Genomic DNA, 24,129 nt, shown 5'->3' with positions numbered 1-24,129 from the left:
GAACTGGACGGTCGGCGGGCCGGTCAGGAGTTCGCCAGGAGAGCGCGGACATCCGCTTCGGACATCGACTCGACACTGTCGAGCGCCTCGGCGAGGAGCTCACCCTGCTCGCCGAGGGCCTGGCTGATGGCCTTGGCCAGGTCCTCGACGTACGGTGCTTCGAGGATCCTGCGCAGTTCCAGATCCACCCCGAAGGTGGTGCGGATGCGAAATGCCACCTGCACGGCCTGGAGCGAGTGCCCACCAAGGGTGAAGAAGCTGTCACCGATACCGACCCGCTCGACGCCGAGGATGTCGGACCAGATGGCGGCCACTTCTCGCTCCAGGGCGTCGCGTGGCGCGACGTGCTCGCTGGCGAGGTCCGGGCGCTCGGGGTCAGGTTCCGGCAGCGCCGCCCGGTCGATCTTCCCGTTTGGCGTCAGGGGCAGCGCGCCCATCACCACGAACGCCGCTGGCACCTCGTACTCCGGCAGCCGTTCGGCCATGAACTCGCGTAGTTGCGCTGCGCCGACCGAGGCACCCGCCGCCGGCTCCACGTAGCCGACCAGACGCACCGCCCCGCCACCGGTACGCAGCGCCAGCACCGCACCCGACGCCACCGCCGGATGCGTCACCAGCGCCGACTCGACCTCGCCGAGTTCGACCCGGAAGCCGCGGACCTTCACCTGGTGGTCAGCGCGGCCGACGAACTCCAGCGTTCCGTCCGCACGCCAGCACACCACGTCTCCGGTCCGGTACAGTCGGGCGCCCGACGCACCGGAGAAGCCGTCCGGTACGAATCGGTCAGCGGTCAGCCCGGGACGGTTCCAGTAGCACCAGGCCACGCCCGGCCCGCCCAGCCACAGTTCGCCGGGAACGCCCACCCCCACCTGCCGACCCCACTCGTCCACCACGTAGGCGCAGGTGTTCGTGATCGGTGGGCCGATCTCGCCCGAGCTGGCCGGCACCTCGGGAAGCGGGTTGCAGGTCGAGATGCTGGTGACCTCGGTCGGGCCGTAGATGTTGTTGATCCGGGCCCCACCCGCCCGTACCGCGGCTGCGACCGAGCCGAGGTTGATCCGTTCACCGCCGACGTAGACCTGCCGCAGTGTGGTGAAGGCTTCCGGGATTTCGTTGACCGTGGAGTTGAACAGCGCGGTGACGATGGCGACCGCGGTGACCTGCTCGCGGCGCAGCAACTCGACGAAGCGCGGCGGGGAGAGCGCCACGTCGGTCGGTACGACGACCACCCGGCCGCCATTGAGCAGCGGCCCCCAGACCTCGAACAGCAGCGGATCGAAGGAGGCGTTGGAGACCTGCCCGACGGCGCGGAGGTCCTCGGGCCGGACGTAGTCGGTGTCGCGGAGCAGACGGATGATGCCACGGTGCGGCACGATCGTGCCCTTCGGCCTACCCGTGGAGCCGGAAGTGTAGATCAGAGTCGCGGCGTCTTCGGCGACCGTGCCGGGGGCGGTGGCGGCGTCCCGGTCGGCGGGCAGTGGCGTCGCGTCGGTGATGTCGACCGTCTCGCGGCCGGTCAGCGGGAGTTGGTCGAGCAGGTCCCGATGCCCCACCACCACCCGCACATCCGTATCCGCCAACATGAACTCCAACCGCTGCGCCGGATAATCCGGATCCAACGGCACATACGCACCCCCCGCCCGCAACACCCCCAACATCCCCACCACAAGATCAACCGACCGACGGCAACACAAACCCACCAACGAACCCCGACCCACACCCAAACCCGCCAACCGCACCGCCAACACATCCGCCCGAGCCAACAACGACCCGTACGACACCGACACATCCCCATCCACCACCGCCACCGCCCCCGGCGACGACCGCGCCCACCCCGCCACCACCGCATCCACGGTCAGCTCCGGGGAATGCTCCCGGCCGGTCCGGTTCCACCTGTGGATCTGGGCCAGTTCCGCTGGCGAGGTGAGGTCCACCTCGGCGAGCGGCCGGTCGGCGTCGGCCACGATGGAGCGCAGGGCGGCCAGGTAGTAGTCGCGGACGCGCCGGATCTGCTCCGGCGGGAACTCGGTGGTGTGGTAGTCGAGCCCCATCAGCAGGCCGTTGGCCTCCGGGTCGCGCAGGAAACCGCAGACGAACGGGTAGTTGGTCGGCTCCACCCGCATCGTGGTGAATGAGTTGATCTTCGGGTCGACGATCCGCACGTCCCGGTCGGCCAGGCCGCGCATGACGTGGAAGTGGTTGTAGACGAAGTGGGTCTCGTAGAGCGACTCGCCGCCGGCCAACCGTTGGATCTCGGCCATCGGGAAGCGACGGTGCGGCAGCAGCTCGTTCTCCTCGGCGAGCATCGCCCGGATCAGGTCCGCCCAACTGCCACCGGCCACGGTCGCCGACACCGGCAGCGAGTTGAGGAACAGGCCCCGCGACTCGGTACCGTCGAGCACTTCCAGCCGACCGTTGAAGGCCATCCCGGTGACGACCTCACGGCTGCCGGTCAGGTGGGCCAGCACCCGCATGTGCGCGGCGAGCAGCACGCTCTTCAGCGGTACGCCGACGCGGGCGGCCACCTCCTCCAGACCTGCGCAGAGCTCGTCGGGGATCTTCGTCTCCAGCCACCGGTAGAAGTCGGAGTGCCCCGGCGGCAGCTCCCACTCCAGCAGCGGCTGCCCGTCCGACCCGGGTTGCGGCTGCTCCAGCGCCTCGACCTCGGCGTCCTGTGGCCAGCGCGGCAGGCGGAGCCGGTTGGTCTGCCGGACCTTCTCCGTCCAGAACTCCCGCTCCGGCGCCGAGGCGAGGGCCTCGCGCTCGGCCTCGACGAACTCGCGGTAGGTCGACGCGGGTTTCGGCGCGGCGGTGCTCGACGGGTCCCGCACCAGCTCCATGTAGCGCTGGAGGATCTCGGTGATCGAGGAGTGCAGGCTCCAGCCGTCGAGGATGGCGTGGTGCTCGACCAGTGTCCACTCGAAGGACTCGGCGCTGCGCCAGTGGAAGACGAAACGCCACAGCGGCGGCCGGGCCAGGTCGAACGGGACGTCGCGCAGTCCCTCGATCACCGCGACGATCCGGCGGTCCTGCTCCGCCTCGTCCAGACCCCGTACGTCGAACACCTCGATCGGCAGCTCCGCCTCGCGGTGCACCACCTGGAGCATCTCGCTGTACTCGCTGACGTGGAAGGAGGTACGCAGGATGTCGTGCCGGTCGACGATCTGCCGTACGGCCCGCCGGATCAGCGCCTCGTCGAAGGGGGCGCGGACGTGGAAACTGTCGACGTTCTGGTAGAGCCGACGCCCCTCGTCGGCCTCCATGTGGAAGATCATTCCGGCCTGGAGCACCGCCATCGGGTACGCGTCCACCGCGTCCTCGGGCAGCCGTTGCCGGTCCGCCTCGGAGACCAGGGCGAAGGGCTGCCGGTCGGCGGCGGCCGACTGGGCGGTGGTGACCTCGCCGGCCAGGGCCGCGATGGTGGTGCGCTGGAACAGTTGCTGCAACGAGAAGTCCAGGCCCCGGGTGCGGGCCAGGCCGATCACCTGCACGCTGCGGATCGAGTCGCCGCCCAGGTGGAAGAAGTTGTCCTCGACGCTGACCCGGTCGAGTTCCAGCACGGTCGCCCAGATCTCGGCGAGGGTCCGCTCGGTGTCGGTGCGGGGTGCGACGTACGGCCGGGCCAGCACCGGACGGTCGGTGCCGGGGACCGGCAGCCGCTTCCGGTCGATCTTGCCGTTGGCGGTCAGCGGGAAGGCGTCGAGCACCGTCACCACCGACGGGATCAGGTGGCTGGGCAGGGTAGGTTCGAGGAACCGGTGGACGTCCTCCACCGTGAGGGCGCCCTCGGCGACGACGTACCCAACCAACCTTCGTTCGGTACCCGGCTCGCCGTGCGCGATCACTAGGCAGGCGGTCACCGCGGGGTGGGCCAGCAACGCGGCCTCGACCTCCGCCGGCTCGATCCGGAATCCCCGGATCTTCACCTGGTGGTCGAGCCGGCCGAGGTACTCCAGGGTGCCGTCGGGCCGCCAGGTGGCCAGGTCACCACTGCGGTACAGCCGGCCACCCGGGTTCGCCGGGTCGGCCACGAAACGTTGGGCGGTCAACGCCGGTCGCCGCCAGTAGCCGTGGGCGACGCCGTCGCCGCCGACATAAAGCTCACCGGGCACGCCGATCGGTGTCGGCCGACCGAACTCGTCGAGCACGTGCAGGCTCAGATCGGCGACCTGCCGGCCGATCGGGCTGTGCCGGTCGGCCAACAGGTCGGCGGTGAGCCGGCAGTACGTGGTGTGCACCGTCGTCTCGGTGATGCCGTACATGTTGACCATCTCGGGGGTGGTCTCCGGGTGCCGGGTCCACCAGCGACGTACCGCGTCCGGGTCCAGCGCCTCGCCCGCGAAGACGACGACCCGCAGGGCCAGTTCCTCCCGCCGTCGCTCGTCGACGGCCTCGAACTGTCGGAACGCCCCCGGCGTCTGGCTCAGCACGGTGACCCCGGCACCCGCCACCAGCTCGTAGAAGGCCTCCGGGTCGCGGCTCTCCCAGTACCGCACCACGGCCAGGGTGCCGCCGTGGGTCAGCGCGCCCCAGGTCTCGAAGACGGAGACATCGAAGGACGCGGAGTGGAACAGGCTGAACACGTCCTGCGGTCCGAAATGGAACTGCTCCTCGGTGGCCGCGAACAGCCGCAGTACGCTGCGGTGCGAGACCATGACCGCCTTCGGCCGGCCGGTCGAGCCCGAGGTGTAGATGAGATACGCGGGATCATCGACCGCCGGGGCGACGAGGACCGGGCCATCCGTCGCGTCGGTCCGCCGCGCCTCCTCGATCCGGACGGTGCGTACGCCGTCGGGCAGCGTGAGGTCGGCTGGGATGGCCCCGCTCTGCGCGACGACGACCCGCAGGCCGCTGTCCCGCACGATGAAGTCGAGCCGGTCGGCCGGGTAGTTGGGGTCCAGCGGCACGTAGGCGGCACCGGCCCGCAACGCGCCCAGCATGCCGACGACGAGGTCCGCGGACCGGCGGCAGCACACCCCCACCATGTCGCCCCGGCCCACGCCCGCGCGGCGCAGCGTGCGGGCCACCGCGTCGGCAGCGGCCACCAGCTGCTCGTACGTCATCCGGGTCTCGCCGTCGAGCACCGCGACATGGTCCGGGCGGTGGTCGGCGTGCCGGGCGACCAGGTCGCCGATGGGCGCGTCGACGGAGAACCTACGGTCGATTCCCGACCAACCCTCGATGGTGCGCAGCTCCCGCTCCGGCAGCCCGCAGACCTCGGTGACCGACCGGTCCGCGTCGGCTGCCAGCCGCCGGACGAGCGTGAACCACTGCTCGGCGAAGCGGTCCATGGTGGCGGCGTCGAACAGGTCGGTGGCGTACTCCAGCTCCACCCGCATGCCGCCGTTGCCGGCGTCGTACACGAGCAGGGTGAGGTCGAACTTGGCGGTGCCGGTGTCGATGCCGACCGGTACGGCGGTGACGTCGTCGCCGAACCGCCACCCGGCGAGGTCCTGGCGTTGCAACACGAACTGCACCTGCACCAGCGGTGACCAGGCCAGCTCGCGCTCCGGTGCCAGCGCCTCCACCAGGGCGGCGAAGGGCACCTCCTGGTGTTCCTGGGCGTCAGCCGAGGCGGCGCGGACCCGGGCGACCAGATCGGTGAAGCTCGGCGCGCCGGACAGGTCCACCCGCAGGGGGAGGGTGTTGACGAAGAAGCCGACCAGATCGTCCAGTTCGGGTACCGGTCGACCGGCGACCGGCGTGGCCACCACCACGTCGGTGCGGCGCGACCAGCGCCCGACCAGTAGGGCGAAGGCGGCGAAGAGAACGTCGAAGACGGTGCTGGCCCGCTGCCGGGCCAGCGACCGTACGGCGTCGGCCGCCTCGGGTGACAGTTCGGCGTGCAGCGTCCGGCCCGTGTGACTCTGCACCGGGCGGCGTACCCGGTCCGCGGGCAGTTCCAGCACCGGCGGCAGATCGGTGAGCTTCCGCCGCCACCACTGGACGCTGTCGCGCAGCCGGGCACCGGTCAGCTGCTCACGCTGCCAGGCGGCGAAGTCACCGTAGCCAAGGGCACGGGTGCCCGGCGACGGCTGCCTGCCTGCGACCAGCGTGCGGTACGCCTCGGCCAGCTCAGCCAGCAGGATCTCCAGCGACTGTCCATCACAGGCGATGTGGTGGATCGAGAGCCACAGCAGCCAGCTGTCATCGGCGTACCGGACCAACCCGCCACGCAGCAGTGGCGCCCGTGACAGGTCGAAGGGTTCGGCTACGGCGGCACGCGCTGCGTCCAGGGCCGCTGCCTCGGCCTGTGCCCCTGCCGTCCGCACGTCGCCGACACGCCAGGACACCTCGATCCCGGCGGGGGCCATGAGCAATCGCGGCTGTCCCTGCTCGGTGCCGATCGCGGTACGCAGCGCCTCGTGCCGGTCGACCAGGATCTGCACCGCGGCACGCAACGTGTCGGGGTCCACCGCACCTGTCAACTCGATGGCGACCGGCACGTTGTAGAGCGGCAGTCCGGGCCGCCAGCGGTCGAGAAACCACAGGCGTTCCTGCCCCGGCGACAGCACCGTGGGCTCGCCGTTCGCGGCGATGACCGGACGGGCTGCGGTGACGGTGATCCCCGCCTGGGCCAGTAGGTGATCGATGAGGTCATCCTCGGTCGGCCCCAGCGATCCGGTGGAATCAGTGGTCGTCACCAGTGTTCTCCTTCGTTGCTGCGGACGCGGTGCCGAGTCGGGCGGCGCGTTCGGTGGGGCTGAGTCGACGGACCTGCCTGACGACGGCGGCGATCTGGTCGAGCCGGCGCGCGTCCGGTCCGTCGGCGCGTAGGCGCCGGGCCAGGTCCGCGACAGTGGGTTGTTCGACGAGTTGGCGTACCGATACAGGGGTCCGCAGCGTGCGTTCCAGCCGCCCGCAGACCTGAACGGCGTGCAGCGAGTGCCCACCGAGCCTGAAGAAGTTGTCGTCGAGGCCGATGCCGTCGACGTCCAGCACCTCGCCCCAGACCTCGGCGATGATCTGTTCGAGTGGTTCATCCGGGACACGGAACGCGGCCTGACCAGGGGGGTGTCCGGCGTCCGGGGCGGGTAGCGCCGCCCGGTCGATCTTCCCGTTGGGGTTGAGCGGCAGCGCGTCCATCACCACGAACGTCGACGGCACCATGTGTTCCGGCAGCCGCTCGGTCAGGAACTCACGCAGCCGATCCACACTGACCGGAGCGCCCGCCACCGGTTGCACGTAGCCGACCAGGTGTAGCGGCGCACCGTCGCGCCGGACGGCGACCACCACTGCCGCCGTCACCGCCGGCTCCGCCAGCAACACCGACTCGACTTCGCCGAGTTCGACCCGGAACCCCCGGATCTTCACCTGGTGGTCGGTGCGGCCGACAAACTCCAGCGACCCGTCGGTACGCTGGAACACCACGTCACCGGTGCGGTACAACCGAGCGCCCGGCACCCCGGAGAAGGCGTCCGGCACGAACCGGTCAGCGGTCGGTCCCGGCCGGTTCCAGTAGCCCCAGGAAACCCCCGGTCCACCCAACCACAACTCACCGGGGACACCCACGCCGCTGAGGCAGCCCCACTCGTCCACCACGTACGCCCAGGTGTTTCCGATCGCGGAGCCGATGGCTCCGCCGCTGGCGGGCTCGGCGGTAAGCCGGGTGTACGTGGCGAAGGTGGTCACCTCGGTCGGGCCGTAGATGTTGTGCAACCGTGCGGGGCCCCGCCCACCGTCGATGACCCGTCCCACCGTTGCCGGGTCGAGGGTCTCGCCGCCAAAGTAGAGCTGGTCCACCGTGGCGAAGGCGTCGGGCACCGTGTTGACGGTGGCGTTGAACAACGCGGTGGTGATGAAGACCGTGGTCACCGACCGGGCACGCAGCAACGCTGTGAGCCCCACCGGGGAAAGCACCGTCTCGGTGGGCACGATCACCACCTGCCCGCCGTTGGCGAGCGCGCCCCACACCTCGAAGGTGATGGCGTCGAAGCCGGCGTTGGCGAGTTGCGCGAGGACGGTACGCGGGGTCAGCTCGACGTAGTCGGGCCGCCCGACCAGCCGGGTGATGCCCCGGTGCGGCACCACCACCCCCTTCGGCTCGCCGGTCGACCCGGAGGTGTAGATGACGTATGCGGCGTCGTCCCCGCCACGTGCCGACCGGTCCAGTTCGTCAGGGGTGACGGGGTCGATCTCAGCAGGCGCCTCGGGCAGGGTGACGGCGTGCCGACGGTCGAGTGGGAGTTGGTCGAGCAGGTCCCGATGCCCCACCACCACCCGCACATCCGTATCCGCCAACATGAACTCCAACCGCTGCGCCGGATAATCCGGATCCAACGGCACATACGCACCCCCCGCCCGCAACACCCCCAACATCCCCACCACAAGATCAACCGACCGACGGCAACACAAACCCACCAACGAACCCCGACCCACACCCAAACCCGCCAACCGCACCGCCAACACATCCGCCCGAGCCAACAACGACCCGTACGACACCGACACATCCCCATCCACCACCGCCACCGCCCCCGGCGACGACCGCGCCCACCCCGCCACCACCGCATCCACGGTCGACTCGGCGGGATAGTCACGGGCCTGCCCCGCCCGGTCCAGCAGCAGCCGCTCCTCCGACGCCGGCAGCGCGGACACTGTGGTGACCGGGGCGTCGACGTCGGCGAGCAGCCGCTCCAGCAGCACCGTCCACTGGCTGGCGAACCGGTCGGCGGTGGACTCGTCGAAGAGGTCGGTCGCGTACTCGACCTCCACCCCGAACTCTGCGTCGCCGGTGTCGATCACCGCCAGGGTCAGGTCGAACTTGGCGGTGCCGGTGTCCACCGAATCGAGTTCGGCGACCAGGCCGTCCGCTTCCCAGCGCCCCCGCGCGTGCTGATGCAGCGCGAAGGCGACCTGGGCGAGCGGGGCACGGCTCTGATCGCGTTCCGGGTCGAGGGCGTCCACCAGGGACGCGAACGGAATCTGCTGATGTGCCTGGGCGGCGGCCGAGACGCCGCGTACCCGGGCGACCAGTTCGGCGAAGGTGGGCGTGCCGCTCAGGTCGGCCCGCAGCACGACGGTGTTGACGAAGAAACCGACAACGGTGTCGAGTTCGGGTAGCGGTCGGCCGGCGGCCGGGGTCGCCACCACCACGTCGGTTCGACCCGACCAGCGGCCGACCAGCAGCAGGTACGCCGTGACCAGGAGGTCGAAGACGGTGACCGAGTGGGCCCGCGCGACGGACCGCAACGTCGACACGGTCGAGGAGCGCAGCCGGTAGCGCAGCGTCCGGCCAGCGTGGCTTGCCACCGGGGGACGACGGCGGTCAGCGGGCAGTTCCACCGTCGGCGGTGCACCCGCTAGTTGTTCCCGCCACCAGGCCACTCCGTCCGCGATCACCTGCGGAGTCAGCACGGTGCGCTGCCAGGCGGCGTAGTCGGCGTAGGACGCCCCGGTCCGAGACCGCACAACCGGCTGATCCCCGCGATAGCCGGCGAAGATCTCGGTGAGCAGGATGTCCAGCGACCAGCCGTCGCAGGCGGCGTGGTGGATCGAAAGCCAGAACAGCCACTCCTCGCCGGTAACGCGGATCAGCCCGCCGCGCAGCAGCGGGGCCGTCGCCAGGTCGAACGGCCGGGCGACGCCGGCGGCGGCCAACCTCCGCCCCTGTTGTTCGCCACCCTCGCTGGCGTCCGCGACGATCCAGTCGATCCCGGGCGGGTCGGCCAGGCGGGCGACCGGATGGCCGTTGACGGTTTCCAGGGCCGTGCGCAGCGCGGGATGAGCGGTCACCGCCGCCTGCACGGCGTCGTGCAGCCGCCGGACGTCGACCCGTCCGGTCAACCGCACCAGGACCGGCACGTTGTAGAGAGCCGAGCCGTGGCGCAGCCGATCGAGGTACCAGAGCCGTTCCTGCCCGAACGACACCACGGGATCACCTGTGTGCGCGGTGAGGGCGGGCATCGTGGCGGCCGGCTCGCTGGCGTCGACCAGGGCGGCGAAGTCGGCTAGGACCGGATGGGCGAAGAGCCGGTCCACGGTGAGCGTGACCCGTCGCACGGCCGCCGTCCGAGCCACCACCTTGGCCGCGAGCAGGGAGTGGCCCCCCAGGGCGAAAAAGTTGTCGTCGGCGCCGACCCGGTCCAGGTCAAGCAGCTCCGCCCAGATGGTGGCCATCAGTCGTTCGGTCGGGGTGGCGGGCTCGACCACGGCACCGGGCGGTTCCGTCACCGTCGCCGTGGCGAACGCCCCGCCCGCCGACGGCAGCTGCCCGGTGCCCGCCACCAGATCGGCCAGGATGTCGTCGAGGCGACGCAGATGGGCGGCGACGCTCACCGGGGCGTACCGGTCCTCGTCGTGGTCGCAGCGCACCACCAGCCGACCGTCGCGGGCGGTGACCTCCAGGACGGCGTCGCACCACACGGTTTCGTGCTCTAGGTCGGCGACATCGTGCGCGTTGAGTCCGTCGCCGAGGCGACCGAGCGGAACCACGGCGATCCGCACCTCACCGTCGGTCGCCGCCCGCGCCGCCGGTAACGCCGTCGCGGTTCGTTCGACCAGCCGCCGCAGCGGCAGCCCCGGTTCGACCGCGCAGCGCACCGCCCGCAGGGCGGCACCGCCGTCGGCGTGGGCGACGATCACGCCGACCACCACCGTCGTGGCAGCCGTCCGACCCCGGTCGCCGGCCACCAACGCCTGCGTCGCGGCGACCAGGACGGTCGCCGGCGTGGTGCCGAGTCGACCAGCGAGGGCGGTGAGGGCCGCCTCGGTGACATCGAGCTGCCGGGTCGCTTCGCCGCGACGGAACGACACGCCCGGTACCACCTCGTCGTCTGCGGCGAGGGTGGCGGCGACGAGCGGTTCCGGCTGGCTGACCCCGACGGTCATCGCCGGCCCTCCTCCACCTTCGGCGTCACGACGTGTCCACCGATGACCAAGCGGTCGAGCCCGCCCCGCAGCAACGTGTCGACGGCGACCTGCGGGGTCCGCACGATCGGTTGTCCCCGCAGGTTGAAAGACGTGTTGAGCAGCACCGGGATACCGGTCCGCTGCGCGAACGCCGTCAGCAGCTCCCACAACATCGGGTTGCCGTCACGGGAGACGACCTGCACTCGGGCCGTACCGTCGAAGTGAGTGACCGCACCGAGCGAAGCCCGGTGTTCCGGTCGGGTCCGGGTGGTGAAGAGCATGTGCCGGAAGCGGTCCTCGTCACCCGGCTCAATCTCGAAGTACGTCGACGCCGCCTCGACGGTGACCACCGGTGCGAAGGGACGGAAGTCCTCCCGGCGCTTGATCAACGCATTGATGTGATCGCGCATCCGCTCGTCCCGGGGATCGGCGAGGAGACTGCGGTTGCCCAGCGCCCGCGGCCCGAACTCCATACCGCCCTGGAACCACGCGACGACCTCACCGGCCGCCAGCGCCTCGGAGGTCTCGGCGAGCAGCCGCGCCCGCTCCGACACCTGGCGTACGACCACGTCGGTCCGTCCCCCGATGGCCGCACCGATCTCCTCGTCGGTGAAGGAGGTTCCCCAGTACGGCATCGACATCGCCGGAATCCTGGTCGCCGGCTCCTGCTGCGCCTGCACGTAGAGAGCCGCGCCGACGGCCGACCCGTCGTCGCCCGCGCCCGGCGGGATGAAGATGCGCTCGAACAGCCGGCTGCGGGCGATCACACCGTTGGCGGAGCAGTTGAGGGCGACGCCCCCGGCGTAACAGAGATCCCGCAGCCCGGTCTCGCGGCGGAAGTGGCGCAACACGTGCACCAGGCACAGTTCGACGACGGCCTGGAGGGCAGCGGCGATGTCCCGGTGCCGTTGCTCGATGGGGGTACCCGGCTCGCGGGGCGGGCCGAAGCGGTCGGCGAGCATGGCGAGCACGCCCCGGTGCGTCTCGCGCTCCAGCAGGTCACGATCAGCGGCCAGCGCGGCCACCGTAAAGGTGCCGCCGTCGAGCAACTTGACCAGCTTCGACATTTCAGCGAAGTGGGCCCGCCGGTCGCCGAAGGCGGCCAGGCCCATCACCTTGTACTCGTCCATCATCATGTCGAAGCCGAGGTACATGGTGAAGACGCCGTAGAGCGTGCCGATCGAGTGCAGGGCGGGGATGCGGTGCAGTACCTCGATCTTGCCGCCGGTGCCGACGGCCACGGTGAGGCTCTCCGTCTCCCCCATCCCGTCGGCCACCAGCAGCAGCGCCTCCTCGTAGCCGCTGGGGTAGTAGGCGCTGGCGGCGTGGGCGAGATGGTGCGGCACCGGTGTCAGCCTCGCCGCCCAGTCCACGCCGGGGAACTCCTGGCCCAGCCAGGTCAACTGCACCTCGGGGTGGTAGACCTCGGTGTACCGGGCGGCCAGGTAGGGGTCGGACAGGTCCAGGTCCGCGGCCCGGTGGGCGAACCCGTGGGCGACGACGTCGATTTCGTCCGGACTGATGTCGGACCGACGCAGCGCGTCGCGGATCGCGTGTACCGGAAAACTGCCAGTCGCCTTCTGCGCCGTGTACCGCTCCTCCGCGGCCGCAGCCCGGACGACGCCGTCGACCACCAGTGCCGCCGCCGAATCCAGACCCTGCACGATGCGGTACTCGCGGGCACTTAGGTCGGGCAGCTCGCTGCGTTTGAAGTCGACGCTGTTGTGCAGCCCGCTGAGGCCCAGAACCTTCATGATGGCGTCTCCCCGGAAGCGGTCCGACGGTTGAGGTATGTCAAGGCCGCCTCCCGTAACGCCCGTCGGTCGACCTTCTGGCTGGGCGTGAGAGGCAGTTCCGGTAGCGCGACGATCCGTTGCGGCAGCAGCGCCACGGGCAACGACGCCGCCAGGTGCTCCCGGAGGATCGCCTCGGTGACCGGCGCGCGGTCCGAGCCGGTCCGCACATACAGGAAGAGCCGCTGGTCGTCTGCGGCGGCAGCCACCACAACCGCCGCCGCCTGGCTGACCGCCGGGTGACGCTCGGCGTACGTCTCGATCTCTTCGAGTTCGACCCGGTGTCCCCGGATCTTGACCTGGTTGTCGACGCGTCCGTGGTATGCCAGCGTGCCGTCGGGACGCCAGGCACACAGGTCGCCGGTGCGGTACTCGCCGTCGCGGAACACCTCGGCGGTGCGCTCGGCGTCACCCAGGTAACCGACGGCGAGCTGCGGACCGCCGACATGAAGTTCACCGACCTGCCCGATCGGCACCGGGCGGCCGTTCCGTCCCCGGACGACGGCGGTGGTCCCCGGCAACGGCACCCCGATCGGTACCGAATCGGGCACCGGCTGGCCGACCCGGTGGGCGGTGCACCAGATGGTGGCCTCGGTCGGGCCGTAGACGTTCCAGACGCTCGCACCGGTGCCGACCAGGCGGCCGGCCAGCTCGGAGGTCACCGCCTCACCGCCGCAGAGCAGGGTCGATCCGGTGAGGTCCGGGGGCAGGTGCGGCAGGAGCAGACGCCATCCCGACGGCGTCGCCTGGATCAGGTCGGGTCGGCCGGCGGAAAGGTACTCGCCCAGCCGGACCGGGTCGCGCCGCATCGCGTCATCGACCAGGAGCAGCCGGCCGCCGGTGGCCAGTGGCAGGAGGATTTCGAGCAGCGAGATGTCGAAGGTCAGCGCGGTCGTGCCGGCGACGGTCGGAGTATCCAGTTCCAACACGTCGGCGAAGGTGGTGACGCAGTGCGCCAGCGCAGCGTGCGACACTCCGACCACCTTCGGTCGGCCAGTCGACCCGGAGGTCGATATCGCGTACGCCAGGTCACCGTCCGTCGGTGCGGCACCGCCGACCGGGTCGGCGCCGCCGACCGGGATCAGGTCCTCGGCGGGCGGGGCGACGGCTCGACAATCGGGCCGGGTGACCAACCGTGGATCGGTCAACACGGCGAAGCGCGCGTCCGCGGCGTCGAGCAGGGTTTCCAGCCGGGCGCGGGGGTGGGTGGGATCCACCGGCAGAAACACGGCCCGCAACGACCAGACCGCCAGCAACGTGACCACCAACTCGGCCCGACGGGCCATCCCGACGGCGACCGTGTCGCCCGGTCCGACACCAGCCTTGCGCAGGTCGTTCGCGTACCGGTCGGCCGCTCGCACGAGGGCGGCGTAGCTGACCTGTCGTACGGTGTCCTCGATCGCGATCGCCGTCGGTTGGGTGAGCGCCTGGGCGCGAACGAGGGCGGGCACACTGTCGCGAGGTGGGCCGCCGGCGCGGTGGGCCGCCGCGATGATCCGGGCGTCCTCCTCGCCGCAGAGGTCGATCGCGCCGACCGGTCCGTCACCCGCCTCGTCGAGGATCCGATCGACGCGGCCGGCCAGCAGCGCCGCGTCGGCCGACGGCGCGACACGTCCTCCGGTGACGACGATGTACGGTCCCTCGCCGTGGCCGACCCGGACCATGGTCGGCGGGCTGGCTCCGAGCCGCGTCAGCTGCTTCCCGACGGTCGCGACCAGCACCGCCCGGCGGGCCCGCCAGGGCAGCGAAACGGTTGCCGATCGCCCGGTCGTCAGGTCGGTCAACTCACCGGTCACCGCCTCCGCGGACCCGGCGTGTGCAAGCACCAGCAGACTGGCTGCCACCGTCTCGGCATTGACCGGAGCGCTCGTACTGACAGCGCTTTCCGCAGCCACCAGCGATCGGCTCATCGCGCACTCCCTAACACCGGGATCGACCGGATGAACAAATTCAACGCGCCACCATTCGTCCATTCTTGCGACGCGCGTGATGTTTGAATTACCGTCCGTTTCCGGCATTGGGGATCGAGTCCCGCCGGGGTTACGAGGCAGCACGCTAGGAGCGACTGCAACGGGGTGTCAACGGGCAGCACCGACAGGAACCAATCGGGACATGCAGCCGGAGATTGGGTCAGAAGGACCAGGAGACAGGGCATTCTTGTCCTGTTTTGCCTGGGTTCTTGAGCACTCTAGTCCCCCAAGTGGGCCGAGCCACGCTGGCAAGACTGTGCCAAGTGGAAACTGATTCACCCCTTCAGCTGCTCTTTTGTGTGACCCTTGGGGGCAGTCTTTAGGCCGCACCCGCGTCGGCGCCCAACAGACAGGGAGAAGGACATGTCACGGATTCTCGCCACGCGACGGATGCGGCTTTACGTATTGGCCGACACGGCATCGAATCTGGGTGACTTCGCCCTGTTCCTCGCCATGGCGATCTGGGTGAAGACGATAAGTGGCAGCACCTCGGCCGCGGCCCTGGTGATGTTCTCGTTCGCGGCCGGAAGTCTGCTGCTCCCCGCTGCCGGTCTGCTCACCGACCGGGTACGCCGACGCCCGCTGCTGATCGGCGCGAACCTCGCCCTCGCCACGGTCGTCCTGCTGCTGCTCCTGGTCAACGGCGCCGATCAGATCTGGCTGGTGTACCTGGTGATGTTCGCCTACGGCGCGTTGGGCAGCGTGACCGGTCCGGCACAGCTAGCGCTGCTGCCGTCTCTCGTGCCGAAGGACTCGCTGGGCGACGCCAACGGGCTCATCCAGTCGGTGCGCGGTCTGCTGCGGGTCTTCGCGCCCGTCATCGGTGCCGGCCTGTTCGCCTGGCTGGGCCCGCAGGCCGTCATCCTCATCGACGCCACACTGTTCGTCCTGGCTGCCGTGGCGCTGCTCGCCGTCGAGGTGAACGAGCCGAAGCCGACCCGGTCGGGCGAACACTGGCTGACCGAGATCAGCGCCGGCCTGCGCTTCATCGGCCGTACCGTGACGCTGCGCCAGCTCGTCATCTCCTGCGGACTGGCAATGCTGGTGCTGGGCTTCTTCGAGGCGATCGGGCTGGCGGTGGTCACCTCCGGCCTTGGTCACGCACCAACGTTCCTGGGCGTGCTCGGCATAGCCCAGGCGATCGGCACCATCGTCGGCGGGGTCACGGCGGGTGCGGTGATGCGCAGGACCAGTGAGGGCATGACCGTCGTCGTCGGCCTGGCGCTGGTCGCCGTCTCCAGCCTGCTGCTGATGATCCAGGTGACGGCGCTGGTGATCGCCGCGATGACTCTGCTCGGTCTCTGCGTCCCGTGGCTGGTCGTGGGTGCGACCACTGCGTTGCAGCGGCGCACGCCGGAGAGCCTGTTGGGTCGCACGTCGGCCGCCTTCGAGTTCGCGGTCACCGTCCCGCAGACCTTGTCGATCGCCGTCGGCGCGGCCCTGATCGCCCTGTTGGACTACCGGCTGCTGCTGGGCATCGTGGCCACCGCGGTCACGGTCTCCGCCGTCTACCTGGCCTCGCGTCCCGCCCAACGCAGCAGAGCCCTCGACCAGTCCGCCGACGTGCTGATCCCGACGGGGAGTCCCGTCGCGGTCACGCCCCCCAAGGGCTCCTGAGACGCCCGCAGCCTGTGGTCGGCCGAGGTGTCGACGACCGATTCGATCTTCGCGCAGGAGGCAGAGGCGATGCCGTCGCATCAGGTTCCGATGCTCCTCCTCGCCTTGGCGCTGATCTCACTGCTCGCTTTCGTGGCGGGTGCGGCGGCGCGGCGCCTCGGGCAACCGCCCGTCATCGGCGAGGTGGCACTCGGCATCCTGCTCGGTCCGACGCTGCTCAGCGGCACCATCTCGGACACCCTCTTCCCGGAAGACATCCGGCCGGTTCTGGGCGCGCTGGCCACTATCGGCGTCGTGCTGTTCATGTTCAGCGTCGGCGCGGAGCTGAACACCGACTTGCTGCACGGACGCCAGGTGGTCGCCGGCACCGTCGCCGCCGGCTCCATCGCGCTGCCGTTCAGCCTCGGCGTGCTATTGGCTCTCCACCTGTTCCCCCGGCATCCGACCGACAGCAGGCTCGGGTTCATGCTGTTCATGGGCGCTGCCATGTCGGTGACCGCGTTCCCCGTGCTGGCCCGCATTCTCATCGACCGAGGGCTGGACCGCACCTGGCTCGGCAGCGTGGCACTGGCCTGCGCCGCAATCGACGACGTGTTGGCCTGGTTGCTGCTCGCCGTCGTGGTCGCCGTGGTCGGTACCGGATCTCTGTGGACGTTGCTGTTCCTGCCGTACCTGCTGGCGATGTTCCTGATCGTCCGGCCGCTGCTACGGCGTCTGCTCGATGAGCGCGAGGCCGGCCCGCCCCGACCGGCCCCCCTGATCACTACCCTGGTGGGCCTGCTGCTGTCGGCGTCATTCACCGACTGGATCGGGTTGCACTTCATCTTCGGTGCCTTCCTGTTCGGCGCGATGATGCCCCGGGCCGTGCTTCCCGTCCGGTCCGCCACCGCTCAGGTCAGCGAACAGATCACGCACCTGAACGGCAGGTTGTTGCTCCCGGTCTTCTTCGTCGTCGCCGGGCTGAAGGTCGACCTGTCCGCCATGGAGATCGGCGACGTTGTCGAATTCGTCCTCATCCTCGTCGTCGCAGTGGGTGGCAAGTTCGTCGGCGCCTTCACCGCTGCGCGCCTCGGCGGGGTGCCCACCCGGCCGGCTGGGGCGCTGGCCGTCCTGATGAACACCCGGGGTCTGACCGAAATGATCATCCTCACCGTCGGCCTGGAACTCGGCATGCTCGACAGCCAGCTCTACTCGTCGATGATTCTGATGGCCGTGGCAACCACCGCGATGGCTGGACCGCTCCTTCAGATCCTGTACCCGCTGCCCCGCCCCGGGGGGAGCCCACCCTGGTCAGAGGTGTCCACCCGAACCCTCGCGCCAGACTAGAGCGATCTGTCTGGAAAGGGACGTAGCGGTGTCGACGGACAGACACACACGAGTGTGGATCAACCTGACCGATATAGCTTGCCCATCGGAAGCGTTCAGCTTCGATGAGGAGGGCTCTCGTGACGTCCACACCACTCAGCAGAACCCGGCCGGGGATCATTCTCGCGATCGGGATCACCGCCGTCCTGGCGTCGGCGCTCGCCGCCGCACCGGCCACCGCCGCACCGACCGCCGAGGCTCCGACCACCGCCGCCCGCACCGACGTGCACGGCGCGGTCGCCGACTCGGGCACCGTGCCCGCCGCCGCCGCGCAGCGCGGCCTCGATGGCGTACGGGGTTCCGGCACCACCGGGTCGGTCGGCACCGGCAAGGTCGGGCCGGGCGGCAGCCGGTTCGACGCCGGCGGTCGTCCCGCCGCGTCCGACGGCGACTCGATCGGCATCCAGAGCGTCATCGGCACCGACAACCGGGTCCGGGTCGACCCGACCACGGTCTTCCCGTCCAGCGCCATCGTGCAGATCGTCCGCACCACCAACGGCAGCACCTGGGGCTGCACCGGCTGGCTCTACGGCCCGAGCATCATCGCCACCGCCGGGCACTGCGTGCACCCGGGTGGCGGCCAGAACGGCGGCGGCGGCAACAACTTCTATCCGCGCGGGGACTTCCAGATCATCCCGGCCCGCAACGGGACGTCGACGCCGTACGGCACCTGCACCGCCACCCAACTCCTCTCGGTCACCGGCTGGACCCAGAGCGGCGACGAGACGTACGACTACGGGGCCATCCGGCTGAGCTGCGCCGCCGGCAACAGCACCGGCTGGTTCGGCATGTGGTGGCAGAGCGCCTCGCTCACCGGCACCGCGACCACCGTCAGCGGCTACCCGTGCGACAAGACCTTCGGCCAGCAGTGGCGACACGCCGGGCAGACCGTCGCGGTCACCCACGCCCGGCAGGTCTTCTACCAGAACGACACGTTCGGCTGCCAGAGTGGCAGCCCGGTCTACCAGACCCGGGCCGCCGGCAGTTCGTACTGTGTCGGGCAGTGCGTGATGGCGATCCACGCGTACGGCCTGCACGGCTCCTCGCCACACTCGACAAACAACCACGGCACCCGCATCACGGAGAGCGTCTTCAACAACCTGATCACCTGGCGTAACAGCTGACCCGAGCTGCCCGTGCGGGTGGGGCCGGCGAGCAGCTGCCCACCCGCACGGAACCGTCACCGCCTCGGGTACGTCCCAGCTACTGTCCGTCATCGCCAGTGAGGAAGCAGTCATGAGCCGTAAGCGCGTCGGGGTGCTCGCACTCCTGATCGCCGCGCCGTTGCTGATCGGGGCTGGCCTGCTGGCCTTCGGCGGAGACGACCCGGTCTCCGACGACGGGCCGCCACCCCCGCCCGGTCGCACCAGCCCGGCCGGCACGGTGACCGGCACCGTCACCACCCCGGCGGGCGACCCGGTGCGTCAGGCGTCCGTGCAGGTCACTGCCCTTGACGAGCCCGCGCCGGCGATCCCCGAGGTCGGCGTGCTGACCGGAGACGCCGGCCGCTACGAGTGGCGGCTTCCACCGGGCCGGTACGAGATCATCGTGAGCACCGGCGAACGGGACAGCGCCCCGCAGACCGCGACGGTGACCGCCGACCGGGTCACCCGACTCGACTTCACCCTTCCCTGAGCGGACCCGAGGTCTGCTGAACAGCCCCGAGGCGATGGCCGCAGCCGTTCACCGGGCCGCGCGGCGATGCGTACCGGCCCCGGCGTTGAACTGCCGGTAAGCGGCGATGACGTCGCCGAGAAACCGGGCGATTGTTCGTCGGTCCTCGCCCGAGTACGTCTCGAGGACCGCACTGAGCGCGTCTTCGAGTGGTCGCATCTGCCGCCGGACGCCGTCCAGTGCGTCGGCTGTGGGCTCCAGGGTCAACCTGCGGCGGTCGTGCCGGTCCCGACGACGAGCGAGATGACCGGCCCGTTCGAGTCGGTCGACGAGCGTGGTCGCCGCGCCTGAGGTGAGTCCGACCAGAGCCCCCAACTCGACCGGGCCGAGCGGACGCTCGGCTGTCATGAGGTGCTTCATCGCCTGGTACTCGCTCGGACCAAGGTCGAGCCGGCGGCCCAGCGTGGACGAGTTCGACACCGAGATCACCCCGCCCGACTACGCGTTCGCCGGCACCGCACACCGTCGCGCCCAGGCCGGCCAGCCACACGGTACCGACCATCTGGCCGCCCACAGCACCGGTCTGCTGTTCGGCTGGACAAGCGTCGCGTCCGTCGTCAACGTCTTCGCCGCCCGCAGACGCGGCAGGTTCGCGCCGAGCGCGTCCCGAGCCCGAGCAGGCGAGCGGCCCGCCTCCTGACCTCGAACCTGCCGATGCCGGCTGAGCTGCCGAGATAACGCTCTCACAAAGATGGCTTGAGCGCTTGACGCGCCCGTGACGCAGCCGTAACGATGTATGTACATGCCTCACGCTCGCACCGGCGACGGCGCGTTGAGCGGGCCGCGAGCATGCTCGGCTCCACCACCTGCACCCCACCAGGCGTGATCGGCGCACGCCGTCCTCGAAAGGACTCACCGTGCGCAGATCTCTGAGATCGTGGCTCGGCGCCGTACTGAGCGCAATCCTCGTGACGGGCGGCATCGTCGCCGTGCCGCCCGCGGCCAGCGCCGCACCGTTCACCGTGCTGGTCTTCAGCAAGACCGCCGGATTCCGGCACGGATCCATCGTGCCCGGCATCGCCGCCATCCAGCAGCTCGGCGCGGCCAACGGGTTCACCGTCGAATCCACCGAGGACGCGGCCCAGTTCACCGACGCCAACCTGGACCGGTTCGCCGCGGTGATCTGGCTGTCCACCACCGGTGACGTTCTCAACGCCACCCAGCAGGCCGCGTTCGAGCGGTACATCGAGGGCGGTGGCGGGTACGTGGGCGTGCACGCCGCCGCCGACACCGAGTACGAGTGGCCCTGGTACGGCGGGCTCGTCGGGGCGTACTTCGCCTCGCACCCGGCCAACCAGACCGCGACCATCAAGGTCGCCGATCAGGTGCACCCCTCCACCGCCGCACTGCCGCAGCGCTGGAACCGGTTGGACGAGTGGTACAACTACCGCACCAACCCCCGGGGCAGCGTGCACGTGCTCGCCACCCTGGACGAGAGCACCTACAGCGGCGGCGGCAACGGGTACGACCACCCGATCTCCTGGTGCCAGAACTACTCCGGCGGCCGGGCCTGGTACACCGGCCTGGGGCACACCGACGAGTCGTACGCCGAGCCGAACTTCCGTGCCCACCTGCTCGGCGGCATCATGAGCGCGGCCGGCGCGGCCGAGGCCGACTGCGGCGCTACCGTCACCAGCAACTTCCAGCAGGTCGAGCTGGCAAAGGGCGCGGCCGAGACGGGCGAGCCGATGAGCCTCACCGTGCTGCCGGACCGGGGTGTGTTCCACACCTCCCGTAACGGCGTCATCCGGCACACCGACGCGGCCGGCAACACCAAGGTCGCCGCCACGCTGCCGGTCTACACCGGCGACGAGGAGGGTCTGCAGGGCATCAAGGTCGACCCGAACTTCGCCACCAACCGCTGGGTGTACGTGTTCTACGCGCCACCGCTGGACACCCCGGGCGGCGGGGCACCCACCACCGGTACGCCGGCGGACTTCGCCCGGTGGGACGGCGTGAACCGGCTATCGAGGTTCACCGCCAACGCGGACAACACCATCAACCTGGCCAGCGAGACACTGATCCTGGACGTGCCGACCAGTCGGGGCATGTGCTGCCACGTCGGCGGCGACATGGACTTCGACGCGGCCGGCAACCTGTACCTGTCCACCGGCGACGACACCAACCCGTTCGAGTCGAGCGGCTTCACCCCGATCGACGAGCGAACCGGCCGCAACCCGGCCTTCGACGCCCAGCGCACCGCGGGCAACACGAACGACCTGCGCGGCAAGGTGCTGCGGATCAGGCCGAGCGCGGCCGGCGGGTACACCATCCCGGCCGGGAACATGTTCGCGCCGGGCACCGCGCGGACCCGTCCGGAGATCTACGCGATGGGCTTCCGGAACCCGTTCCGGATGAGCGTGGACAAGGAGACCGGCGTCGTCTACCTGGGCGACTACGGTCCGGACGCGGGCACCGCCGACCCCAACCGGGGCCCGGCGGGCAACGTGGAGTTCGCCCGGATCGACAAGCCGGGCTTCTACGGCTGGCCGTACTGCACCGCCCGCAACGACGCGTACAACGACTACACCTTCCCGTCCGGTCCGTCCGGCCCGAAGTTCGACTGCGCCAACGGGCCGGTGAACAACTCGCCCAACAACACGGGTCTCACCCAGTTGCCGCCCGCCATCCCGGCCTGGCTGCCGTACGGCGGTTCCGGCTCCCCGCCGGAGTTCACCGGTGGCGGTCTGTCCCCGATGGGCGGCCCGGTGTACCGGTTCGACCCGGACAGCACCTCCGACGTGGCTTTTCCGGAGTACTACGACGGGACGTACTTCGCCGGTGAGTTCGGCCGTCGCTGGATCAAGAACATCAAACTCGACTCGGCCGGCCAGCCGCTGAAGATCAACCCGTTCCCCTGGACCGGCACCCAGGTCATGGACATGGAGTTCGGCCCGGACGGCGCGCTCTATGTGCTCGACTACGGCACCGGCTGGTTCAACGGCGACGCCAACTCGGCCCTCTACCGGATCGAGTACGCCCGCGAGGGCAGAGCCCCACGTGCGGTCGTCTCGGCCACCCCGACCAGCGGCGTCGCGCCGCTGACCGTGCGGTTCTCGTCGGCCGGCACGCTCGACCCGGACGGCGACCCGTTCACCTACGCCTGGGACTTCGACAACAACGGCAGCACCGACTCGACCACGGCGAACCCGACATTCACCTACACCACCAACGGCACCTTCCGACCCACCCTGACCGTTCGGGACAGCACCGGCAAGATCGGTACCGCGAGCACCGTCATCACGGTCGGAAACAGCGCTCCGGTGGTCACCGTGAACACGCCGTTGAACGGGTCCACGTTCACCTTCGGGGACGCCATACCGTTCACCGTCACGGTCACCGACGCGCAGGACGGCCAGATCGACTGCGCCCGGGTGAAGGTGAACTACGTCCTCGGCCACGACTCACACGGTCACCAGCTCAGCAGCGTCCAGGGCTGCTCCGGGGTGATCCAGACCTCGGTCGACGGCGAGCACGACACCGCGGCGAACATCTTCGGCATCATCGACGCCGAGTACACCGACCTCGGTGGCGCCGGTCAGCCGCCGCTCACCACGCACACCCAGGCCGTTCTCCAGCCCCGGGTGCGCCAGGCCGAGCACTTCGGCGACTCGTCCGGCATCCAGGTCGTCAACGCGGGCAGCGCGCACGGCGGCGCGGCGATCGGCTACATCGACAACAACGACTGGATCTCGTTCCACCCGTACAACCTGACCGGCATCCAGTCGTTCAGCGCCCGGGTCGGTGCCCCGGCGGGCGGCGGTGGCACCCTCGAACTGCGGGTCGACTCACCCACCGGACCGCTTGTCGGTCAGGCGACGGTGGTGCCGACCGGCGGATACGCCACGTTCGCCACGGTCACCGGCGGGATCACCGCACCGACCGGCACCCGCACCCTGTTCCTGGTCTTCAAGGGCACCGGACCGTACTTCGACATCGACGAGTTCACCCTCTCGACCGGCGGCGGCCCCGGGCCCGGTCCGGAACCGGGCACCAACCTGGCCCGGGGCAAGCCGGCCCGCGCCTCCAGCGTGCAGGATGCCTTCGTCGCCGCCAACGCGTTCGACGGCGCGCCCGGCACCCGGTGGGCCAGCGCGTTCAGCGACCCGCAGTGGATCGACGTCGACCTCGGTGCCACGTACGACATCAACCGGGTCAAGCTGACCTGGGAGGCGGCGTACGGCAGCGGGTACCAGATCCAGACCTCGCCGGACGGGGTCAACTTCACCACCATCCGCACCGTGACCGGCGGCGACGGTGGCGTGGACGACCTCACCGGCCTGACCGGCTCCGGCCGGTACGTCCGGCTCACCGGCACCACCCGGGGCACCGGCTGGGGCTACTCCCTGTTCGAATTCGAGGTGTACGGCGGCACCAGCGGGCCGCCGCCGGGCACCAACCTGCTGTTGAACAAGCCGACGCTGACGTCCAGCAGCGAGGGGGCCGGCATGTCCGGCGCCCAGGCGGTGGACGGCAGCCTCACCACCCGCTGGTCGTCGGCGTTCTCCGACCCGCAGTGGATCCGGGTCGACCTCGGCAGCCCGACCGCCATCGGCCGGGTCAAGCTGAGCTGGGAGGCGGCGTACAGCAGTTCGTACCGCATCCAGACCTCGAACGACGGCACCACCTGGGTCGACGTGAAGACGGTGACCGGGGCCGACGGCGGGGTGGACGAGCACACCGCGCTCGGTGCCAATGGCCGCTATCTGCGGATCTACGGCACCGCCCGGGGTACGGCGTGGGGTCATTCGCTCTGGGAGCTGGAGGCGTACGCCAACTGAACGCATTACCACAGACGTGGCGATGCCCCCGTCCAACCCGGACGGGGGCACTCACGTTCAACAACCACCGGTTCGCACGAT

11 protein-coding genes are annotated in these 24,129 nt (G+C 70.1%); 6 read left to right on the top strand and 5 right to left on the bottom strand.

What is annotated here, in order from left to right:
* Positions 1-23 precede the first annotated feature (23 nt).
* Genes O7601_RS11565 through O7601_RS11550 form a run of 4 tightly spaced genes read right to left on the bottom strand, consistent with a single transcriptional unit; the run spans position 24 to position 14,551 of the window.
* Positions 24-6,644: a non-ribosomal peptide synthetase gene (locus tag O7601_RS11565; RefSeq protein ID WP_281566162.1), complete on the bottom strand. Its 6,621-nt coding sequence runs from the start codon at positions 6,642-6,644 to the stop codon at positions 24-26.
* A complete protein-coding gene (locus O7601_RS11560; RefSeq protein ID WP_281566161.1) occupies positions 6,631-10,827 on the bottom strand; it encodes an amino acid adenylation domain-containing protein in 4,197 nt (1,398 codons plus the stop codon). Before O7601_RS11560 ends, O7601_RS11565 begins: the two co-directional genes overlap by 14 nt.
* Positions 10,824-12,602: a carbamoyltransferase C-terminal domain-containing protein gene (locus tag O7601_RS11555; protein WP_281566160.1), complete on the bottom strand. Its 1,779-nt coding sequence runs from the start codon at positions 12,600-12,602 to the stop codon at positions 10,824-10,826. Before O7601_RS11555 ends, O7601_RS11560 begins: the two co-directional genes overlap by 4 nt.
* Positions 12,599-14,551: an amino acid adenylation domain-containing protein gene (locus tag O7601_RS11550; protein WP_281566159.1), complete on the bottom strand. Its 1,953-nt coding sequence runs from the start codon at positions 14,549-14,551 to the stop codon at positions 12,599-12,601. The genes O7601_RS11555 and O7601_RS11550 overlap by 4 nt, the downstream gene beginning before the upstream one ends.
* A 423-nt stretch (positions 14,552-14,974) precedes the next feature.
* On the opposite strand from O7601_RS11550, the gene O7601_RS11545 reads away from it, so the two are divergent.
* From O7601_RS11545 to O7601_RS11530, 4 genes are all read left to right on the top strand, one after another.
* On the top strand, positions 14,975-16,228 hold the full coding sequence (locus O7601_RS11545) for an MFS transporter (protein ID WP_281566158.1): 1,254 nt from the start codon (positions 14,975-14,977) through the stop codon (positions 16,226-16,228).
* Positions 16,229-16,255: 27 nt separating this feature from the next.
* On the top strand, positions 16,256-17,554 hold the full coding sequence (locus tag O7601_RS11540; RefSeq protein ID WP_281566157.1) for a cation:proton antiporter: 1,299 nt from the start codon (positions 16,256-16,258) through the stop codon (positions 17,552-17,554).
* Between the two features lie 119 nt (positions 17,555-17,673).
* Complete coding sequence (locus O7601_RS11535) at positions 17,674-18,717, top strand: trypsin-like serine protease (RefSeq protein WP_281566156.1); 1,044 nt, start codon at positions 17,674-17,676, stop codon at positions 18,715-18,717.
* Between the two features lie 112 nt (positions 18,718-18,829).
* Positions 18,830-19,228 carry a carboxypeptidase-like regulatory domain-containing protein gene (locus O7601_RS11530; protein ID WP_281566155.1) on the top strand — a complete coding sequence of 133 codons (399 nt, stop codon included), beginning with the start codon at positions 18,830-18,832 and terminating at the stop codon, positions 19,226-19,228.
* Positions 19,229-19,276: 48 nt separating this feature from the next.
* Here O7601_RS11530 and O7601_RS11525 read toward each other — a convergent pair whose 3' ends face one another.
* Positions 19,277-19,687 (bottom strand): MarR family winged helix-turn-helix transcriptional regulator, encoded by a 411-nt coding sequence (locus O7601_RS11525; protein ID WP_281566154.1) that lies wholly within the window; start codon positions 19,685-19,687, stop codon positions 19,277-19,279.
* On the opposite strand from O7601_RS11525, the gene O7601_RS11520 reads away from it, so the two are divergent.
* Entirely contained in the window at positions 19,671-19,907 is a 237-nt protein-coding gene (locus O7601_RS11520) for a hypothetical protein (protein ID WP_281566153.1), read from the top strand. The two genes, O7601_RS11525 and O7601_RS11520, sit on opposite strands and share 17 nt — an antisense overlap.
* Before the next feature lie 217 nt (positions 19,908-20,124).
* On the top strand, positions 20,125-24,048 hold the full coding sequence (locus tag O7601_RS11515) for a ThuA domain-containing protein (RefSeq protein WP_281566152.1): 3,924 nt from the start codon (positions 20,125-20,127) through the stop codon (positions 24,046-24,048).
* Positions 24,049-24,129 lie beyond the last annotated feature (81 nt).

This window comes from Verrucosispora sp. WMMD573, from assembly GCF_027497175.1.
Lineage (GTDB): Bacteria > Actinomycetota > Actinomycetes > Mycobacteriales > Micromonosporaceae > Micromonospora.
This window is presented reverse-complemented; position numbering and strand designations above follow the sequence as displayed.

Excerpts from the sequence above, each read along its gene's own strand:
- O7601_RS11560 (WP_281566161.1), bottom strand. The coding sequence starts at position 10,827 with ATGACCGTCGGGGTCAGCCAGCCGGAACCGCTCGTCGCCGCCACCCTC.
- O7601_RS11555 (WP_281566160.1), bottom strand. The coding sequence starts at position 12,602 with ATGAAGGTTCTGGGCCTCAGCGGGCTGCACAACAGCGTCGACTTCAAA.
- O7601_RS11550 (WP_281566159.1), bottom strand. The coding sequence starts at position 14,551 with ATGAGCCGATCGCTGGTGGCTGCGGAAAGCGCTGTCAGTACGAGCGCT.
- O7601_RS11545 (WP_281566158.1), top strand. The coding sequence starts at position 14,975 with ATGTCACGGATTCTCGCCACGCGACGGATGCGGCTTTACGTATTGGCC.
- O7601_RS11530 (WP_281566155.1), top strand. The coding sequence starts at position 18,830 with ATGAGCCGTAAGCGCGTCGGGGTGCTCGCACTCCTGATCGCCGCGCCG.